This window comes from Arthrobacter sp. SX1312 (assembly GCF_002929295.1).
Lineage (GTDB): Bacteria > Actinomycetota > Actinomycetes > Actinomycetales > Micrococcaceae > Arthrobacter_D.
In genome coordinates, this window is the sequence record NZ_PJIM01000001.1 from 311,148 (window position 1) to 326,073 (window position 14,926).

The window sequence follows — 14,926 nt, forward strand, 5'->3', positions numbered from 1 at the left end:
GTGACGGCCAAGAGCGCCCCACCCTCACGAGGAGGATGGGGCGCTTTTGCTATGCGGTCTCATGACGCCGCGCGGTGCCGGGGTTGAAGCTGGAGCATCCCGGCATACGCAGCCCTGGTAGCGGCGATGTTAGCGTGTGGCGATTGCGAACTCACGCAACGGCAGTACGACGACGTCGGGGCGGGCGACAATCCAGTCGAGGAACTCAGTGAGCTGCGCGGTGGTGATCCTATCCGGCCGGTCGAGGGACTCAGGGTGGAACCGGATGGTGAACCCGCGCTTCTGTGCCCCCGCGGAGGTGATCAGGTTCTTCACGTTGTCGATGTCGGCTTGCCCGGTGTCGATCCAGGAGCCGCTGAACCCGATGATCGGTTCCCCGGTCAGGGGCAGGAGCCGGGTGCCGGGGACTTGCCCGGTCACGACGGCGTGGTTGTCGAGGATGATCCGGCCGGCGTCGGTTTCGTAGTAGGCGGCGAGGGTTGTGCCGTCTTCGAACCCGAGGCTACTGCCTGATCCCGGCTGGACCCACGAGTCGACGACGACGCCCGGCAGGTTCGTCTCAAGCTCGGTGCGCCCGCCGCGGATCTCATGGTCTATCTCGGCGTAAGTCGTGCCGGCGAAGTGGGTGCGCCCGTGATTGGCGATCTCCAATGTGCCCGCGTCATGCCAGCCCTTGATCTCGGACCAGGTCGTGAGGTTGTTCGTGGAGTAGCGGGGGGTGGCTGGGTTGTACATGTCGGAGTTCAGGGCGAGCGTGGCGCGGAGGCCGCGGGCCTGGAGGAGCGGAACGATCTCCTTGACCTTGTTCGTCCCGTGGTCCATGACGAGTGTGATGGCACCCTTGCCGCCGGTAGATACCGGGCCCACCCGGTGTCGGAGGCTGCTGAGGCGGACGGCCCGCTGGTGCACACCGGGGGGTGCTATGGTCGCGGCGATCTTGCCATCAACGTAGGACCGGAGGTCCGCGCCCGGCTCGTAGACCGCCCACGCCGCTTCCGCACCGCCGTTGTAGATGTGCCGGATCGCGAACTTATTGGAGGACCACGGCTTGTACGTCTGGATGCGGTGGATTGCGGTGGTCGGGTTGTTCGTCCAGTTCTCCACCTCGAGGGGTCCGACGAGGCCGGCGAACTCGGACGGGTAGCCGTTGGCCGCGGTGACCGAGGAGCTGGCAGCGGGGTAGTAGCGGCCCGGCGTAGTGACCGTAGACAGGTTCACGTTGCCGAGCGGCGTCCCGTTGTTATCGTCCGTGGTCAGGAGTCGGCGCCAACCCCGCCAGATACCGGAGTTGAACGTGGTGTTCTCGTTCATGTAGGTACCGTATACGCCGTTGCCGTAGGCACGGAATTCCTGGAAGTGCATGCCGTTGTCTGAGGCCTGGTGGAAGAGGACGCCGGTGGGGGTCGTGAGCGCCGGGGGTAAGCCGGTTATTGAGGCGGCGAGGGCCCCTGTGTCGACCAGCCAGAATCCATTAAAGGCGCTGGTCTTCCACGTCGAGACATCCGTGCCTGCAGGGATCTTGCCGCGGAAGGCGAGGTCCTTTTTGCCTACCTCTTGATCTGTGTACGTCTTCGCCTTGGCCTCGGCGGCCGCCTGATGCCCGTCGTCCTCCGAACGCCAGAGAGCACGGTCAACGGTGCGATACGCCTCAACCCGCTCGTCCGTGTACGTCCGGGCTGCGCCGACTGCGCCGGACTGGGCTGTGGCGATGTCGGTATCCTGCGCGGCGGTCTTCTTCTCGACTGCCGTGAGGCGAGTCTGGTCCGCGGCGATGAGGTCCTGAGCTGCCTGTGCATTGTGGCTGATGGAGTCAGCCAGGGTGCGGAGAAGCTCGCGTCGGTCTGGCTTCTTGAAGCCGAGCAGTGTGGTGATGATTCCCATGTGTGGCTCCTAGTGGGGTCGCATGAAAAAGGACCCCACTAGGAGGCCCGGGATAGTGCTTGGATGCTGCCGCCTAGATGGCTTCGTGCCGTCCGGGCGGATCACCGTCAGGGGACATGAACGACAGGTACTTCCTGCACCACTCGACGACGCCGGGAATCGCCAGGACCCTAGTGATCGCGGCGGAGGCTGCTGTGATCAGGCCCGCGAAGCCGAGAAGCCAGGCGATGAGCCCGGGCGGGAGGTACGGGCCCAGTGGCCCGTTGGCCAGCTCGGCGAGGATCGCCGGCAGGATGACCGCGAGGCCGAGGAATGCCGGGATGCCGACCGCGACAGCGGTGCGGAGCGTCGCCCGCCAGGGGTGGGCTGCCTGCGTTGGTGACATCAGCCCGTCACCTCTTCCGTGGCAAGCGCGGCCGGGGCAGGGGTGATTTCGAGGCGGTCCCGGTCTCGATTGTCAGCCTCATCGGCGACGACGCGGGCGATCTCCTTGTAGTCGATCGTGACTCCCTGGCCGAGGGACAGCTGGCGGATGGCTTCGCGCAGCGCGGCGTTCTCGCGGGCGAGCCCTCCGGCACGGGCGTCGGACCAGCCGGCGTCGATGGCCAGTGTGGTGGTCTTGCGGGCGCCGGCCTGCACCTTTCCGTCGCCCCCGTACCAGGGGACTTCCGTGTAGATTCCACCGCCGCTGCGGACCAGGTCGAAGATCGACTGCATTTTGCCGCCGCCGTCGAGGACCTTCCAGTTCAGGGCCCGCATAACGGCCTTGTACACGATCTCTTCGAGGACCGAGAGGATGTCGAACATGCTGCTGAACTTGCGCTGGTTTGCCTGTTCGAGTGTTTCGTCTGCCATGATGCCTTCCTTAGATGGGGATGCCGGGTAGTCCGACGAGTGTCCGGCGACGTCCGGTGGCGGGGTCGCCGATGCCTCCCGGGGCGGTGGGAACGGTCCACCCTTCGGGGAGGTACTGCAGGGGGTCCACGCGCCCCCAGTTCCTGGCGATGTAGACCCGGTCGAGGAGGACTGCTGAGGTGTGGAGGTGCGGGCCTCCGGAGCGGCCGGACCCGGGCTGCTCGTCCGGATCGCCGCCGGAGAGCATGATCCGCGTGTTGAGGCCGACGTCGGCGCCGGACTGGACGAGGACCTGACGGCCGTGCGCGTAGTAGGTGCCGAAGGGGAAGCCCACGATGGCCGAGTGGTCGATGCAGATGATGTTGCCCGAGGGCCACCCGCCGGCGCCGAAAATGAACGCCCACTTTGCTGCGCACCATTCGGGCATATTCTGGCCGAGGCCGGCGAAGTCGACATGGCCCGCCTGCATCGGGACGACAGGCGTTCCTACTGCAGATCCTTGGTCCAGGCCGTCGTGCCCGTCGTCCTGGTAGTTCCCGTACTTGGCGACGAGCTGCTGAATGGGATTGCCGTATCGGTCCCCGATGACGCCCGCGGTGGCGAGGGCCCCGTAGAGCTGGGTGATGGCGGCCGGGACGGGCAGTTGCACGAGAGCACTCACGGGACTCTCACATTCACCCCGGGGACCAGGTCCCGACCGGTGCTCGCGTCCCAAAGATCCTCGTAGGCGATGTTCAGGTCGAGGTTGCCGCCGTAGCCCGGCAGGTAGCCGTTCTGTGTGTACTGCCAGATCGGAGGGTGGCCCCATCCGGTGGCGACGAACTGCGCCCACAGCGGTAGGTTCGGGACTCGGTAGCCGTGGATCGGCGCGTCGTTCCCGTAGTAGGCCAGCCAGAGCTTGACGCCGAGCGCTTGCACGCGGGACCAGTCGAAGGACGTCGCGACGCTGAGGTTGCAGTACAGCAGGGGTGTAGTCCCGGTGGCACCGGCGACGATGTCGAGCCAGCGGTAGGCCCATGCGGTGTCGTGGACGGGTGCGGGCGGTTCCCAGTCGAGGACGGGGACGTCGCCGGGCTGGGCGAGTGCACGCCACAGCTCGAGGAAGTGCTGGGCCTCGGCTTCGGGTTTGGTCCACGGGAAGCCGTCGCCGGCGAAGTGGTAGAAGCCTGCCCGGCGGGGCGCGGCGAAGCGCTGTTTGAGCGCGTGCGGGTTGATGTACCCGGTCCCGCCGGTGGCCTTGATGATGGCGAAGTCGGCGCTCACGAGCGCGGGGATGTTCGCGGGCTGGTGGGCGCTGACGTCGATGCCGTGGAGCATGGCTTCCTCCTAGATGTGGATGCCGTTGGGTGGCGGGGTGGGAATCTCGTCTGCTAGGCCGTTGCCTCGGATGACCGCGATGAGCTTGTAGCAGTAGGTGATCAGCGCATTGTTGTGATCGCGCACGAGCCCGACCTCGGTGCGGAGCTTGCTGACTTCGTCCTTCTGCGCGTTCATCTCGGTGCGCAGCTCAGTGACGTCGGAGCGCAGCCCGGCGATCATGCTGTCGCGGTCAGCGATGGTGTCGCGTCGCTCGGTCAGCCGTTCGGTGACGGAGTCTCTTTTGCGGGTGGAACGGTAGGTGAACCAGGCGACGGCGACGAGGCCCGCGCTGGTGATCAGCGTCCCTAGGACCGTGAGCACGGTGTCAACCATTCGGCACCTCCCGGTCGAGCCTGTTGATCATCCGGGACACGCAGACCACTGTGACTGCGGTGGCAAGGTAGGTGGCTGCTGTGATCCATGAGGCCCGGGACGCATCCCAGCCCTGCTCGAACGCCTTCGTCGCCGCTACCCAGATATAGATGCCCGCCCACAGAGTTGACATGGCGGCCATGACGGCGAGGGCGAGAGCGTGGTCCCTGCGGAAGGCCTGCACTAAGAGCAGGACGCAGACGACGGCCCACACTGCACCCCAGAAGGGGATCGGGATTGGCCATTGCAGAAGGACGACCGGGGTGAATGTCGGGTGTTCGGAGGGTAGGTAAGCCATTGCCCTGCCGAGGGAGACTACAGCCAGGCAGAGCATGATGACGCCGCGGGGCCCGTATGGCTTGAGCCTCGGCATGGCCCTCAGCCGATCTTCGTGATCGAGAGGAGGTGCTTGCACTCCACCGCTTGGAGTGTGAGGAAGTTGAAGCGGACGCGGGCGCCGGCGGGTAGGTAGATGCTGGGTCGCTCGGCTGTCACATCGAAGGTGTTCGAGAGTGCCTTCTGTGCGAGGACCTGGTTGTTGGAGTCGCGGCGGATAGTGATGTACCCGTTGGCGCCGCTACTGAAGTCGGTGACAGCCCACGACAGCGCGTAGATACCCTCGAGTGCGACCTCGACCATGTTGTTCACTGGGAAGCTGAACTGGGATGGGTTGCGGGACGCGCCCCCGTTGACGCCAGCTGTCAGTTCTGACGGCGTGCCGGGGCCCCAAAGGCTGTTGGCAAGGTTCACCCCGGCGGTACGCGCGATCTCGAGGTGAATCGCGCCGGAGTTGCTGATCCAGCGGGCCCCGGTCCATGTCTCGATGAGGCCGGGAAGATCTGCTCGAGCGACGCTGAGGTTCAAGGGCAGGGTGTTGTTCGGGAACAGAGCGGCGAGCGCGTCGCGGGCGGCCGCGTTTTCGACAGGGACTGTGAGGAGCGCTGACTCGAAGGCATTTTTCAGGTCGGCGGTGAGGTTGTACGGGTCGGAGCCGACAGGGATTTCGACGCGGTTGCGGGTTTTCGCTGGCATGGGGGTCTCCTAGTAGGACCAGTCGAGGATGAGGGCCCCGGATTCCGGGGATCGTGATGTTGCGCCTTGCATGGCCGCGAATGGTTCGCCGAAGATCGCGATGCCGCCGCCGGCGGCGATTATCTGCCCGAATTCGGGTGGCAGTTCGATCCATGCAGGGCCCTTGCCTGGCGCTGCGGTCCAGTTGAAGGGGCCCGCTACCCGGTTGGTGTCTCCGCCGGGCTGATTGGGGTTGGTGTGGGCGTAGAAGTGGAAGGTCGCGGGCTGGCCGTGGTTGCCGACGTCGAGGCGCTGTCCGGTACGGAACTGCACCTTCGTGATGCTCCGGCCGATGAGGTTCCGGAACTGGTTGCCGTAGAACCAGGCTCCGGTGACGGATGCGTTCCCGTAAGAGCCCTGATAGACCTTGTTTCCGTCTCCGGCGTAGCTCCCCCAGCTGTTGCCCTGGATCCAAAAGGTTCGGGATCCGATCGCGGCCCCGGACTGGTACCCGGTGCGGGGCCGGGCCGGAGGCGGGGGAGGAGGGGCGATGACCGCGGGTGGACGCTGGACCGCGGTGATGGTGGCCTTGCCCATGGCGCGGACCCTGCCGGCGCCCCAGTCCAGGTGGACGATGTCATCGAGGACGTAGGGCCCGTTGACCTGCTCGGCGTCGTAGGTGACGCCGAGCGCTTCAACCTTGATCGTGGGAGACCCGGCGGGCACCTGCGTGACCCTGCCCGTCCTCGGCCGCGGCTGAGCGGTCGACCGGGAGGCGACATGCGCGCGAGATTGGCCAATGCCCGCCGTGTGGAACTCGACGTTCACCGGGTCCCCGTCGTCGACGACCATTGGGTCCGCCCACGTGCACTCGATGATGTTGCCGTCCACGTTGACCTTCCGGATCCCGTCCGCGGTGACCACGGTCCCCAGCCGGGACCGCGAGCGCCCGGGGTCGATCTTCCCTATCAGTACGTCCAGGGACATCAGTACGTCCAGGGACATGGCACCTCCACGGTCTTGTCGGGTCAGGAGCGGGCGTCGTCTCCGCTGAGGTTCATCTGGTCGATGGTCCGCAGCGGGTTCACGGTTTCGAGCGTCAGGGGAGGCCGGGTGTCGGTGATCTTGTCTGCGATCGAGTGGTTCTTCAGGGCCCGGGCGACGTCCGAGAGGAGGCAGCGGACCAGCAACGTCATCTCATTGACCCGCCCGCCGGAACCGCCGAGGGACATGTCGACGACCTCCCCGTTGAACGGAACGAGCCTGCCGTCGACCTGCGGGGCCTCGACGGTGACCTGGTCACCGCACTGGATCGCTGGGTTCGGCAGGCACTGGACAGACACGTTGACGGTCTGCGAGGTCAGCCGGTTCAGGACCAGCGACTCCGCAGCCTTGTAGGCCTTCGCGTCCGAGTTCATCAGGGGATTGTCGTTGCGGACCACGCGCCGTCCGAACGGGCCGCCCACCCGGAAAGGGCCGGTGGTGATCTCGTAGCGGCCGATGACGGGCACGTCGACCTCGCGGGCCTGCCCGTCCACGACCTGGGTGTCCTTCCGCGTCGAGGTGACGACGCCGATGTTGTAGACCTCGTCGACGTTCTGCGAGCGCTTGAGGTTGATCAGGACGCCGTTGGAGCCGCCAGCGAGGACGGCGACCGGCTCGGGGCTCTTGACGTAGCAGTCGAGTTCCCCGTCCCCGGTCATGCGGTAGGTCGCGCCGACCATGGCGAGGAGGTCCTGGATGGCTTCGAGGCGGTTCGCCTCGTAGACGACGTTGCGGGGGACGGTGGCGTCGGTGATGCCGCGGAACCGGACGGGCATGGTGTCGCCGACGAGGCGGGTCACTTCGGAGATCACGGTCGGGGTCGACGGGTTCTCGGGGGCCAGGAACTCGTCGGAGTCGAGTTCGGCGGTGAGCTCGTGGGCGGTGACGGACACGGAGGAGCCGAGGGACTGCGCGACGTGCCGGTAGTGGGGTGGGAGGTCCGAGTCGGGGGCTACGTACCCGTCCTCGCGGATGACCCGGAATGCCCAGGACTCTTCGGTGTCGTTGCCGGTGATGCGGTACCAGCCGACCCTGATGTCGTCGCCTTCCCCGCCGACCTGGTAGAGGACCTGCACGCGGGCGCCGCCGACGCCGAGCGGGTCATCGAAGAGCCACGGCCCAAGCTTGCCGTCCGGGTCCTTGATCTCCATGCTGAGTGAGCCCTGCACCTTTTCACGGTCCTCGCCCTTCCATGGCAGGGACCAGGACACGACCGGCAGCGGGTCGGGGTAGACGAGCCGGCCGTCGTACCAGACCCAGCACACGAGGCCGTCGCCGGACCGGGACCCGGTCAGGGCCTGCCAGGTGTTCTCGCTGATCGGGCGCATGCAGCCTCCTAGACGTTCGCTGGGTTCTTCTGGTCTTCGAGGTACGCGCGGCCGCCGGCGGCGGCCCGCTTCTGGTCGTAGGTCGCGAAGATGTCCGCGACGTCCTGATAGGTCCACAGGGCCACCAGGATCTTGGCGGAGGACCCGCGGACCGTGTCTCCGGTCGTCTCCCACACGGTGACCTGGTCACCCGGCAGCGGGTTGGACTCGGTGACCGTGCCGGCGGCGTAGGACGCGCTGGCGGGGACGCGGGCACCCCACTCGGGCAGGCCCCGGATGACGAGAATCGCGGTACCTGCCACGAGGTCCCGCATCCGCAGATTCTCTTCCTCGCCGCGGGTCAGCATCGACAGCGGCACACCGGAGGCGGCTTGCCGCACCCCGCCGATACCGACCGGTGTGTTGGATCCCATGATCTGGAACGTGCTGATGTCGGAGGCGTAGGACATCTTCGCGAACGTGCCCGAGACGAGGACCGCCGGTCCGCCCTGCGCGTTGCGGTGCATGACCCGGACGGCCGTGGCCGGGTTCAGTGGGTCCTGCACGTACCCGAAATCCGCGTCGACGGTCACCTCCCCGGTGATGCCTTGCACGCCTGCGTCCGGTCCGCCCACGACCTCGAGCTCGAAGGAGACCGAGCGACCGAGGGGCACCTCCCAGTCGTCCCAGTATGCGGAGTCGACCACGTCCACCATCCGCGCGCCCCGGACCGGGACGCGCTGCCCGTCAGCGGTCCGCCAGACCGACACCACGTGCTCACCGGGCGCGAGCCCGGTGAGCGTGATGCCGGCCCGAGGGCAGGGCTCGTCGAGTATCGCCTCAACTGCCAGCTCAACCATCAGCGCCCCACCCTCGTGTATCGCGCCCCGGAGGCCGCATCGTTGATCCCGCGGCGAACCTCGCCGCGGATGGTTCCCATTAGCTCACCGGAGTCGAGCACCAGCTGGCCCTCGAACCAGCCGCCGCCCGCCTGCGCTTGCGCCTGCGCTGCGACGAACCGGTCCCGGGCGGCGAGCTGACCCGGTGTGTGGATCAGCTCCGGCTTCCGGGTCTTGTTCTGGATCAGGAACGGCCGGCCCCCATTGGTGGGTACCTCTCCGCCTGTGTCGTACAGGGTCGGAAACTGGCTTTGCGGGGCGAGTTTCCCGAGGCCGAGGATGTTCTTCGCGCCGTCCCAGATGTTGGACGCGATGTCCTTCAGGGCGCCGATCTTGTCCGACATCCACTTCGTGGCCATCGTCAGCACTTCCTTCCCAGCGCCGACGGCGAGGTCGACGAAGGTACCCGCTCCGGGGAAGTTGCTCCTGATGCTGTCGATCAGGCCGTCCGCGATCTTCCGGAACGGCCCGAGGATCGTGTCCAGCAGGCCCTTGCCGTCGCCCCCACCGTCGACGTCCCCGACGGGCGTCGCGACGTTCCCGCTGCCCGGAGGCCCGTAAATGGACCGGAGGGCGGCGGCGTCAGCCGCCGTCACCCGGTTGTGGCTGAACATGTTGTCGTAGTTCATGATTGAGTAGGCGCCCGTTGCCATCGCATGCGGGAGGCCGATGGCATGGCCGACCTCGTGCGCGGCGACAGTCCGCCTCTGAATGGGGCTCATGTACCGCGCGGCGGGGTTGAATCTGATCCCGGAGTTCGCGTAGTAGCCGGCCCAACCCCCATTAAGGATGTTCCCGTAGAGGGAAGGGCCTTCACTTGCCCCGACAATAGGTTCGGGCCCTGACCTCGCCCCGTTCGGGATAAGGGTCAGGTTCGCCAACCCGTTCCACATCCTGACCGCCTGGTTCAGGAACCAGTGTGAGTTCGAGGCGGCGTCGCCGTTGATGCGCACACGGTTCGCGCCATCAATGGCCTGGACGTCTCGCCCGGAGAAGGACGGGATGCCGCCGTAAACACTGGAGCCGACAGCGAGCTGAGGCGACTCGCCGATGGTCGCGGCGAGGCCCTTCAGGCCGTGGGTCTTCAGCCCGTGAGCAATCGCGGCCAGAGTCTTCGGCCCGGCGGCCGCAGTGGCGTCGGCATCGAACACGAACTCGCGCCCGTGTACGTCGCCGGCCTTCATGCCTCGCGGTAGGTCCCCGGTGTAGCCGCCGCTCTTGAAGCCGCGCGGGAGCGCGATGTCCGGGAGCCGGCCGACCTTGACCTTGTCCGCGATCTTGTTGACGTTGGCGATCAGGCCCTTGTTGAGGACCGTGTCGACGACGAACCGGATCGGGGACTTCGCAAGGTTCTCGAGTCCCTTGAACCACTTCCCAGCCGCATCGACGCCCAGCTTGAAGGCTAGCGGCACCTTGTTCTGGATGATGTCCGCGATGCCGTCGAAAATCGGCTTCAGGGTCCGGTCGTAGACGCCGCGCACGACGCCGCCGACCTTGTCCATGGCCGGCTTGATGGCGTTGTTGTACAGCCAGGAAAAGACCGGGCCGAGGGTGTTGCGGAAGAAGCCGACGACTGTCTGGAAGATGACCGTCCACCCGCGGACCTGCGTCGAGATCAGCCCGGAGATGAAGCCGAATACCGGGGTAATGATCAAATCTCGGAACCAGGTGAAGATCGCGCCGAGGGTCCCCCGCACGAAGGCCACCACGAGACCGAAAATCGCCTGTGCCCGCGCCCACCAGGAGGAGATGATCGCGCCGGCGGCCGCGAAGACTGGGACGATCGTTCCCCGCCAGAAAGCCATGAAGGCTGGGATCAGGATGTTCCGGACCACCGCGACGATGATCTGGAAGATCTTCGAGGCCAGCATCCAGAAGGAGTTCAGGACCACTCCGATGCCGGCGAAGACCGGCTGTGCGACGGCGAGCGCGTTGCGGAAGGCGCCGACGACCCAGCCTGCTGCCGCCTGGATGCCGGCGAAGGCGGGCCGAATGACGTTCGTATAGAGCCAGGACGCGGCTGCGCCGATGGCAGCGAAGACCTGCTGTGTGATCGGCAGGACCGTGGTCTGGAACCACGACACGACGGCGCCCACGGCCGCCTGTATTCCGGCCCAGGCGGCCCGCACGATTTGCTGGCCGACTTCGGTCTGGGTGAAGAACCACACGAGGCCGGCGACGAGCAGGCCGATGGCCGTGATGATCAGGCCGATCGGGTTGGCACGCATGACGAGGTTCAGCCCGCGCTGCGCGATGGTGGTCAGGCCGAGCGAGCGAGCCAGGCCGCCGTTGGCGAGTGACATCGCTGCGGTGGACAGCGCCATCCGGGTTCGGGTGATGGCGCCGGCGTTCGTGGTGGTGTTGTTCGTCGTCTGGGCGAGCGTGCTGGTGGCCAGAGCGCGTGTTTGCTGCCCTTCGAGGCGGATCGCAGTGAGCCGCAGGATGTTGTTCAGCGTGATGACCGGAGTCATTGCCAGCTGTGCCGCCTGCAAACCCATCGTGCCCTGAGCGGCGGCCAGTGATGCGACCTTCCAGGCGACGAACCCGGCGACGATCAACGGCATGAACCGGATGATCGTGTCCACATGCTCGGCGAGGAACGCGAGCGCTCCGGTGACGACAGTCAGGCCGAAGGCTGCGAGCTTGACCAGCCCGCCTGTGATGGCGGGCAGCTGGTTGGCGAATTCCCGCCCGGCTGGGGCGAGGGTGGTCAGGGACTGGCCGATGCTTCCCAGCTGGGCTCCAGCGACCCCTCCGACGCCGCTGAGCGAGGAGACGAAGCCGTTGAAGGACGAGAAGTCGAGGAGTTTCAGGGAATCCCAGATTTGCCGGGCGCCGTATCCGACCCGTTCCATGAACCCGGGTAGGCCTGAGCTCGTGATGTCGCCGTCGTTGTAGCGCCAAGCTGCGCCGAAGGCGAGGACCGATCCGCGCAGCTCCCCAAAGACCTGCCTGCCGATGTAGCCGAGGCGCTCCATCAAGCCGGGGAAGCCGCTGGAGGTGATGTCGCCGTCGTTGTAATGCCACGCCGCACCGAAGGCTCGGATTCCACCGCGGAGCTCGGTGAAAGTCACCGCTGCCGCGTCACGCAGTGTGAAGAGGTACCCGATGAAGGCGTGGTCCTCCTGCAGCCCGAAGATGGGCCCGGTGAAGTCCCGGCGAGAGATGATGCCCCAGAGGCTCTGCAGGCTGGAGAACAGGGTGCCGGAGAAGGCCGCGGCCAGCGGGCCGACCTTCTCAGTTGCCTTATCGATCCACGTTGTTAGGGTCCCGAAGACGGGACCGATCAGGGGGTAGGTGTCCTTCAGCAGAGCTGCACCGAAGCGCCCAAGGGCCGCATTCATGTTCTTGAAAGCGCCCGATACGGTGTTGCCGCTCTTGAGGGCGGCCCCACCCATTCCGGTCTCCATGGCCTTGCGGAAGGTCTCGAAGTTGATCTTGCCGTCGGAGGCCATCTTGACGGTCTCCTCGGCGGTGACGCCGAGCTCCTCCGCGAGCAGCTGCACGATGGGGATGCCCTTGTCGCCCAGCTGCGCGAGCACGTCGCCCTGCACCTTGCCCGAGGTGGCGACCTTGTTGAAGATCGACCCCATTTCGGACATTGAGGTGCCGCCGATGGTCGCCGCGTCGCCGACGAGCCGCAGGACGCCCTCGAGGTCCTTTCCCGGCTTGATGCCGGCCGCGACGGCGCCGGCGGCCGTGGTGGCTGCCTCGTCCATCCCGAAGGCAGTGCCCTTCACGGCCGCCATGGCATCGGTCATGATGCTCTTGACGTCTTCCGCCGAGTTGCCCAGCCCGGAGAGCTTGGCCTGGGCGTTCTCGATCGCCGACAGGCGACCGAAGCCCTTCACCAGGGCGGTGCCGAGGACCGCGGCAACGCCGGCGCCGGTGACCTTCGCCGTCGTCTTCAGCCCGCCGAAGAGCTTCGACCCGATCCGGCCGCTGCTCTTGTCGGCCTCCTTCTCGATGACACCGAATTCCGTGGCAACGCTCTTGCCGAGTCCCTTCGACGTCGAGACGAGGTTGATTGCACCGGTTCCGAGCTCGACCATTGCCATCAGGGGCCTCCTACTGGATTAGGAGGCCCCTCGGCCTCAGGTGACGTGCTGCCAGGTGCGGCCGTTAAGGACCGCGCTGATCGTTGAGCGTGACACCCCATGCCGCGCGGCGAGCGCGGCCTGTGAGTGGCTGGTATCGGCGCGGATGGCCCGGACGTCGTCCTCGGTGAGTTTCGTCCGTGAGCGGGCAGCCTCGGACCGTTCCTCGGTCTCAATGACCGCTTCGAGCTCCCCGATGTCGTTCGGAGCCGTCCAGCCGAGCCACTCGAGCATTTCCTCGGTGGGCAGCGGGGCGTACTCTTCCTTCTTCTGCCGGTAGCCGGGGCGAGGGAAGGGCTTGGGCCGGTTGCGGCCTGTCTGCCCGTCCTTAGTCTGGAACCAGACGAGGTACGCGACGAGGTCGAGGATCTCGGCGTTGACCATCATCTCGGGGCTCCAGATGCTGTCCTCGTCGATGACGGCGAGCGCCCGGTGGATTGCCGAGTCCTCTGGGAGGTGTTTGACGATCACCCAGAGGTCCCGCCAGTTGAATCGTCGGCTGGGCAGGTGGCGGAGGCGCAGCCCGCGCATGATCAGCTCGTACTCAAGTGCCTCGCCCTGCTCACGGATGAGCTCTGCGAGGCTTAGAGTTCCCCCAGCGTGATCGAGGACTCCTCCTGCCACTGCTCGAGGAATTCCATGACTTCCCCGACGGTGAGGTCACGGAACGTCGCGGCGTCTTCCTCGGAGAGGATGGTGTTGATCAGGACCTTTTGGACCTCGGTGTCCTTGATCTCGGCGAATCCTTCCACGAGGCTGTAGGGCAGGTTCTCGACGTAGATCGCCTGGAGCAGGTCGCCGTCGTCGGAGGTCCATTTGAACCGTTCGGACTTCTTGTGGCGGGGCTTCTTCTTGTCGTCGGGCGTCTTCGCGCCGGCGGCCTTGGCTGATGCTGCGGTGTTGGTCTGTGCCATGGTGGGTTCTTCTCTCTGCTGGTGGGATTCATGCCCTGATCGGGCTGGTGGCGGGCTTCTCGTGGTGCCGGTAGTGCTGGTGGGTGGCGGCGCGGGGAAGCCCACCATGGAAAAGCCCGCGCCGCCGGTCTGATTGCTGCGCTGCCGCTCTGAGGTCGCGACCCTCTGGCCCCTCAGCCGGGGCTACCGGCCAGGAGTTACCACGACGGGTCCGGACCGGCCCGCCGTCGGCGTACAGGGAAGCAAGCAGGGCTACTAGGCCGCGGTGAACTTGCCGTCGTCGTAGTAGCGGTAGACCTTCTTGCCGGACTCGTCCTTGTAGGCCGAGACCGTGCAGGTGTACATGTTGAGGCCGCCGACGACGAACGGCGTCTCTTCGACGGTCGTGATCTTGCCGTTGGGCACGAGGATGCGCAGGCGCTTGTCGATGTAGCGCATGTCGAACCCGTAAGCCGCGAACGGCAGCTGCGCGCCGTCCTCGATGATCGTGTAGAGCTTGCCCTTCGTCGCGGTCGCCGCGGTGACGGTGACGTTGCCGTCGCCGAACACCGTCTTCAGGACGTCCTCGTTGAAGACCTCCAGCAGCGGGAACGTGAACGCCGAGGAGTGGTCCGTCTGCAGGTCAGCGACGGTGTCGCCAGCCCAGTCGCGGATGCTCTCCAGATTCCGTTCGCCGGACGGGGCGAGGCCGTCCTCGCCGACGAGGCCCAGACGCTTCCACGTGGCCGCGAACGCGGTCGTGGCGTCCACGGGAAGGACGGAGCCCAGCGGGGCGCGCAGGATGCCGCCGGTGGCCGCCGGGCCGCCCGCGGTCAGGTTTCGTACATCACTCATGTTTCCTCCAAGGGAAGTAGTGCCGGCCCGGTCAGCCGAAAGGGTGTGGGATTACTACGGGGTCTCGTTGACGACCGCCACGACGGGCGCGTCCGAGCTGCCAGGAGCGGCGATGGGCTGCTCCTCGGTCCTCTTCTTGCGTGTTTCGGCGCCCTTCCGGGCCGCCTCGGAGCGCCGAGCCGTCTCCGCGGCTTCCTCGGCTTCCTTGTCGGCGGTGACCTTCGGGTCCTCGGTCAGCCAGCCGGCTTCGACGTGGGCCTCGAACTCGGCTTTGTCCTCGCGTTCACGGGTCACGCCGGGAGCGGTCGGGTGGAAGAGGGTCGTGCTGTCGGCTGCTTCAGCCATGGCGATCT

16 protein-coding genes are annotated in these 14,926 nt (G+C 66.5%); all 16 read right to left on the bottom strand.

Translation table 11 applies throughout. The features are described 5' to 3' along the window. Window positions 1–129: 129 nt before the first annotated feature. Window positions 130–1,881: a polysaccharide deacetylase family protein gene (locus tag CXQ92_RS01450; RefSeq protein ID WP_104164646.1), complete on the bottom strand. Its 1,752-nt coding sequence runs from the start codon at window positions 1,879–1,881 to the stop codon at window positions 130–132. Between the two features lie 73 nt (window positions 1,882–1,954). After that, complete coding sequence (locus CXQ92_RS01455) at window positions 1,955–2,266, bottom strand: hypothetical protein (protein ID WP_104164648.1); 312 nt, start codon at window positions 2,264–2,266, stop codon at window positions 1,955–1,957. Beyond that, on the bottom strand, window positions 2,266–2,736 hold the full coding sequence (locus CXQ92_RS01460; RefSeq protein ID WP_104164650.1) for a hypothetical protein: 471 nt from the start codon (window positions 2,734–2,736) through the stop codon (window positions 2,266–2,268). The genes CXQ92_RS01455 and CXQ92_RS01460 overlap by 1 nt, the downstream gene beginning before the upstream one ends. 10 nt (window positions 2,737–2,746) lie before the next feature. Next, window positions 2,747–3,397, bottom strand: coding sequence for a M23 family metallopeptidase (locus CXQ92_RS01465; RefSeq protein ID WP_104164652.1), 651 nt, complete (start codon window positions 3,395–3,397; stop codon window positions 2,747–2,749). Then, complete coding sequence (locus CXQ92_RS01470; protein WP_104164654.1) at window positions 3,394–4,053, bottom strand: GH25 family lysozyme; 660 nt, start codon at window positions 4,051–4,053, stop codon at window positions 3,394–3,396. Before CXQ92_RS01470 ends, CXQ92_RS01465 begins: the two co-directional genes overlap by 4 nt. Window positions 4,054–4,062: 9 nt before the next feature. Next, window positions 4,063–4,428: a hypothetical protein gene (locus tag CXQ92_RS01475; RefSeq protein ID WP_104164655.1), complete on the bottom strand. Its 366-nt coding sequence runs from the start codon at window positions 4,426–4,428 to the stop codon at window positions 4,063–4,065. Beyond that, window positions 4,421–4,840 carry a hypothetical protein gene (locus CXQ92_RS01480; protein WP_104164657.1) on the bottom strand — a complete coding sequence of 140 codons (420 nt, stop codon included), beginning with the start codon at window positions 4,838–4,840 and terminating at the stop codon, window positions 4,421–4,423. Before CXQ92_RS01480 ends, CXQ92_RS01475 begins: the two co-directional genes overlap by 8 nt. Window positions 4,841–4,845: 5 nt before the next feature. Then, entirely contained in the window at window positions 4,846–5,499 is a 654-nt protein-coding gene (locus CXQ92_RS01485) for a hypothetical protein (RefSeq protein ID WP_104164659.1), read from the bottom strand. Window positions 5,500–5,508: 9 nt separating this feature from the next. Beyond that, the gene (locus tag CXQ92_RS01490; RefSeq protein WP_104164661.1) at window positions 5,509–6,483 is read right to left on the bottom strand and encodes a hypothetical protein; all 975 of its coding nucleotides are present in this window, start codon (window positions 6,481–6,483) and stop codon (window positions 5,509–5,511) included. A 23-nt stretch (window positions 6,484–6,506) separates the two neighbouring features. Continuing rightward, window positions 6,507–7,850 (bottom strand): hypothetical protein, encoded by a 1,344-nt coding sequence (locus CXQ92_RS01495; RefSeq protein ID WP_104164663.1) that lies wholly within the window; start codon window positions 7,848–7,850, stop codon window positions 6,507–6,509. An 8-nt stretch (window positions 7,851–7,858) separates the two neighbouring features. Next, on the bottom strand, window positions 7,859–8,689 hold the full coding sequence (locus CXQ92_RS01500; protein WP_104164665.1) for a hypothetical protein: 831 nt from the start codon (window positions 8,687–8,689) through the stop codon (window positions 7,859–7,861). Continuing rightward, window positions 8,689–12,786 carry a tape measure protein gene (locus tag CXQ92_RS01505; RefSeq protein WP_104164667.1) on the bottom strand — a complete coding sequence of 1,366 codons (4,098 nt, stop codon included), beginning with the start codon at window positions 12,784–12,786 and terminating at the stop codon, window positions 8,689–8,691. The genes CXQ92_RS01500 and CXQ92_RS01505 overlap by 1 nt, the downstream gene beginning before the upstream one ends. A gap of 36 nt (window positions 12,787–12,822) precedes the next feature. Beyond that, window positions 12,823–13,449: a DUF5361 domain-containing protein gene (locus CXQ92_RS01510; protein WP_181033514.1), complete on the bottom strand. Its 627-nt coding sequence runs from the start codon at window positions 13,447–13,449 to the stop codon at window positions 12,823–12,825. After that, on the bottom strand, window positions 13,410–13,739 hold the full coding sequence (locus CXQ92_RS01515) for a hypothetical protein (RefSeq protein ID WP_104164672.1): 330 nt from the start codon (window positions 13,737–13,739) through the stop codon (window positions 13,410–13,412). Before CXQ92_RS01515 ends, CXQ92_RS01510 begins: the two co-directional genes overlap by 40 nt. Window positions 13,740–13,994: 255 nt before the next feature. Next, on the bottom strand, window positions 13,995–14,573 hold the full coding sequence (locus CXQ92_RS01520; protein ID WP_104164674.1) for a hypothetical protein: 579 nt from the start codon (window positions 14,571–14,573) through the stop codon (window positions 13,995–13,997). A 54-nt stretch (window positions 14,574–14,627) separates the two neighbouring features. After that, window positions 14,628–14,918, bottom strand: coding sequence for a hypothetical protein (locus CXQ92_RS01525; RefSeq protein WP_104164676.1), 291 nt, complete (start codon window positions 14,916–14,918; stop codon window positions 14,628–14,630). Window positions 14,919–14,926: the final 8 nt, after the last annotated feature.

Bases quoted from the DNA above. Each gene is read 5' to 3' on its own strand.
- CXQ92_RS01490 (WP_104164661.1), bottom strand. From the start codon at position 6,483: ATGTCCCTGGACGTACTGATGTCCCTGGACGTACTGATAGGGAAGATC.
- CXQ92_RS01475 (WP_104164655.1), bottom strand. From the start codon at position 4,428: ATGGTTGACACCGTGCTCACGGTCCTAGGGACGCTGATCACCAGCGCG.
- CXQ92_RS01525 (WP_104164676.1), bottom strand. From the start codon at position 14,918: ATGGCTGAAGCAGCCGACAGCACGACCCTCTTCCACCCGACCGCTCCC.
- CXQ92_RS01470 (WP_104164654.1), bottom strand. From the start codon at position 4,053: ATGCTCCACGGCATCGACGTCAGCGCCCACCAGCCCGCGAACATCCCC.
- CXQ92_RS01455 (WP_104164648.1), bottom strand. From the start codon at position 2,266: ATGTCACCAACGCAGGCAGCCCACCCCTGGCGGGCGACGCTCCGCACC.
- CXQ92_RS01515 (WP_104164672.1), bottom strand. From the start codon at position 13,739: ATGGCACAGACCAACACCGCAGCATCAGCCAAGGCCGCCGGCGCGAAG.
- CXQ92_RS01485 (WP_104164659.1), bottom strand. From the start codon at position 5,499: ATGCCAGCGAAAACCCGCAACCGCGTCGAAATCCCTGTCGGCTCCGAC.
- CXQ92_RS01520 (WP_104164674.1), bottom strand. From the start codon at position 14,573: ATGAGTGATGTACGAAACCTGACCGCGGGCGGCCCGGCGGCCACCGGC.
- CXQ92_RS01480 (WP_104164657.1), bottom strand. From the start codon at position 4,840: ATGCCGAGGCTCAAGCCATACGGGCCCCGCGGCGTCATCATGCTCTGC.
- CXQ92_RS01450 (WP_104164646.1), bottom strand. From the start codon at position 1,881: ATGGGAATCATCACCACACTGCTCGGCTTCAAGAAGCCAGACCGACGC.
- CXQ92_RS01495 (WP_104164663.1), bottom strand. From the start codon at position 7,850: ATGCGCCCGATCAGCGAGAACACCTGGCAGGCCCTGACCGGGTCCCGG.
- CXQ92_RS01460 (WP_104164650.1), bottom strand. From the start codon at position 2,736: ATGGCAGACGAAACACTCGAACAGGCAAACCAGCGCAAGTTCAGCAGC.
- CXQ92_RS01505 (WP_104164667.1), bottom strand. From the start codon at position 12,786: ATGGCAATGGTCGAGCTCGGAACCGGTGCAATCAACCTCGTCTCGACG.
- CXQ92_RS01500 (WP_104164665.1), bottom strand. From the start codon at position 8,689: ATGGTTGAGCTGGCAGTTGAGGCGATACTCGACGAGCCCTGCCCTCGG.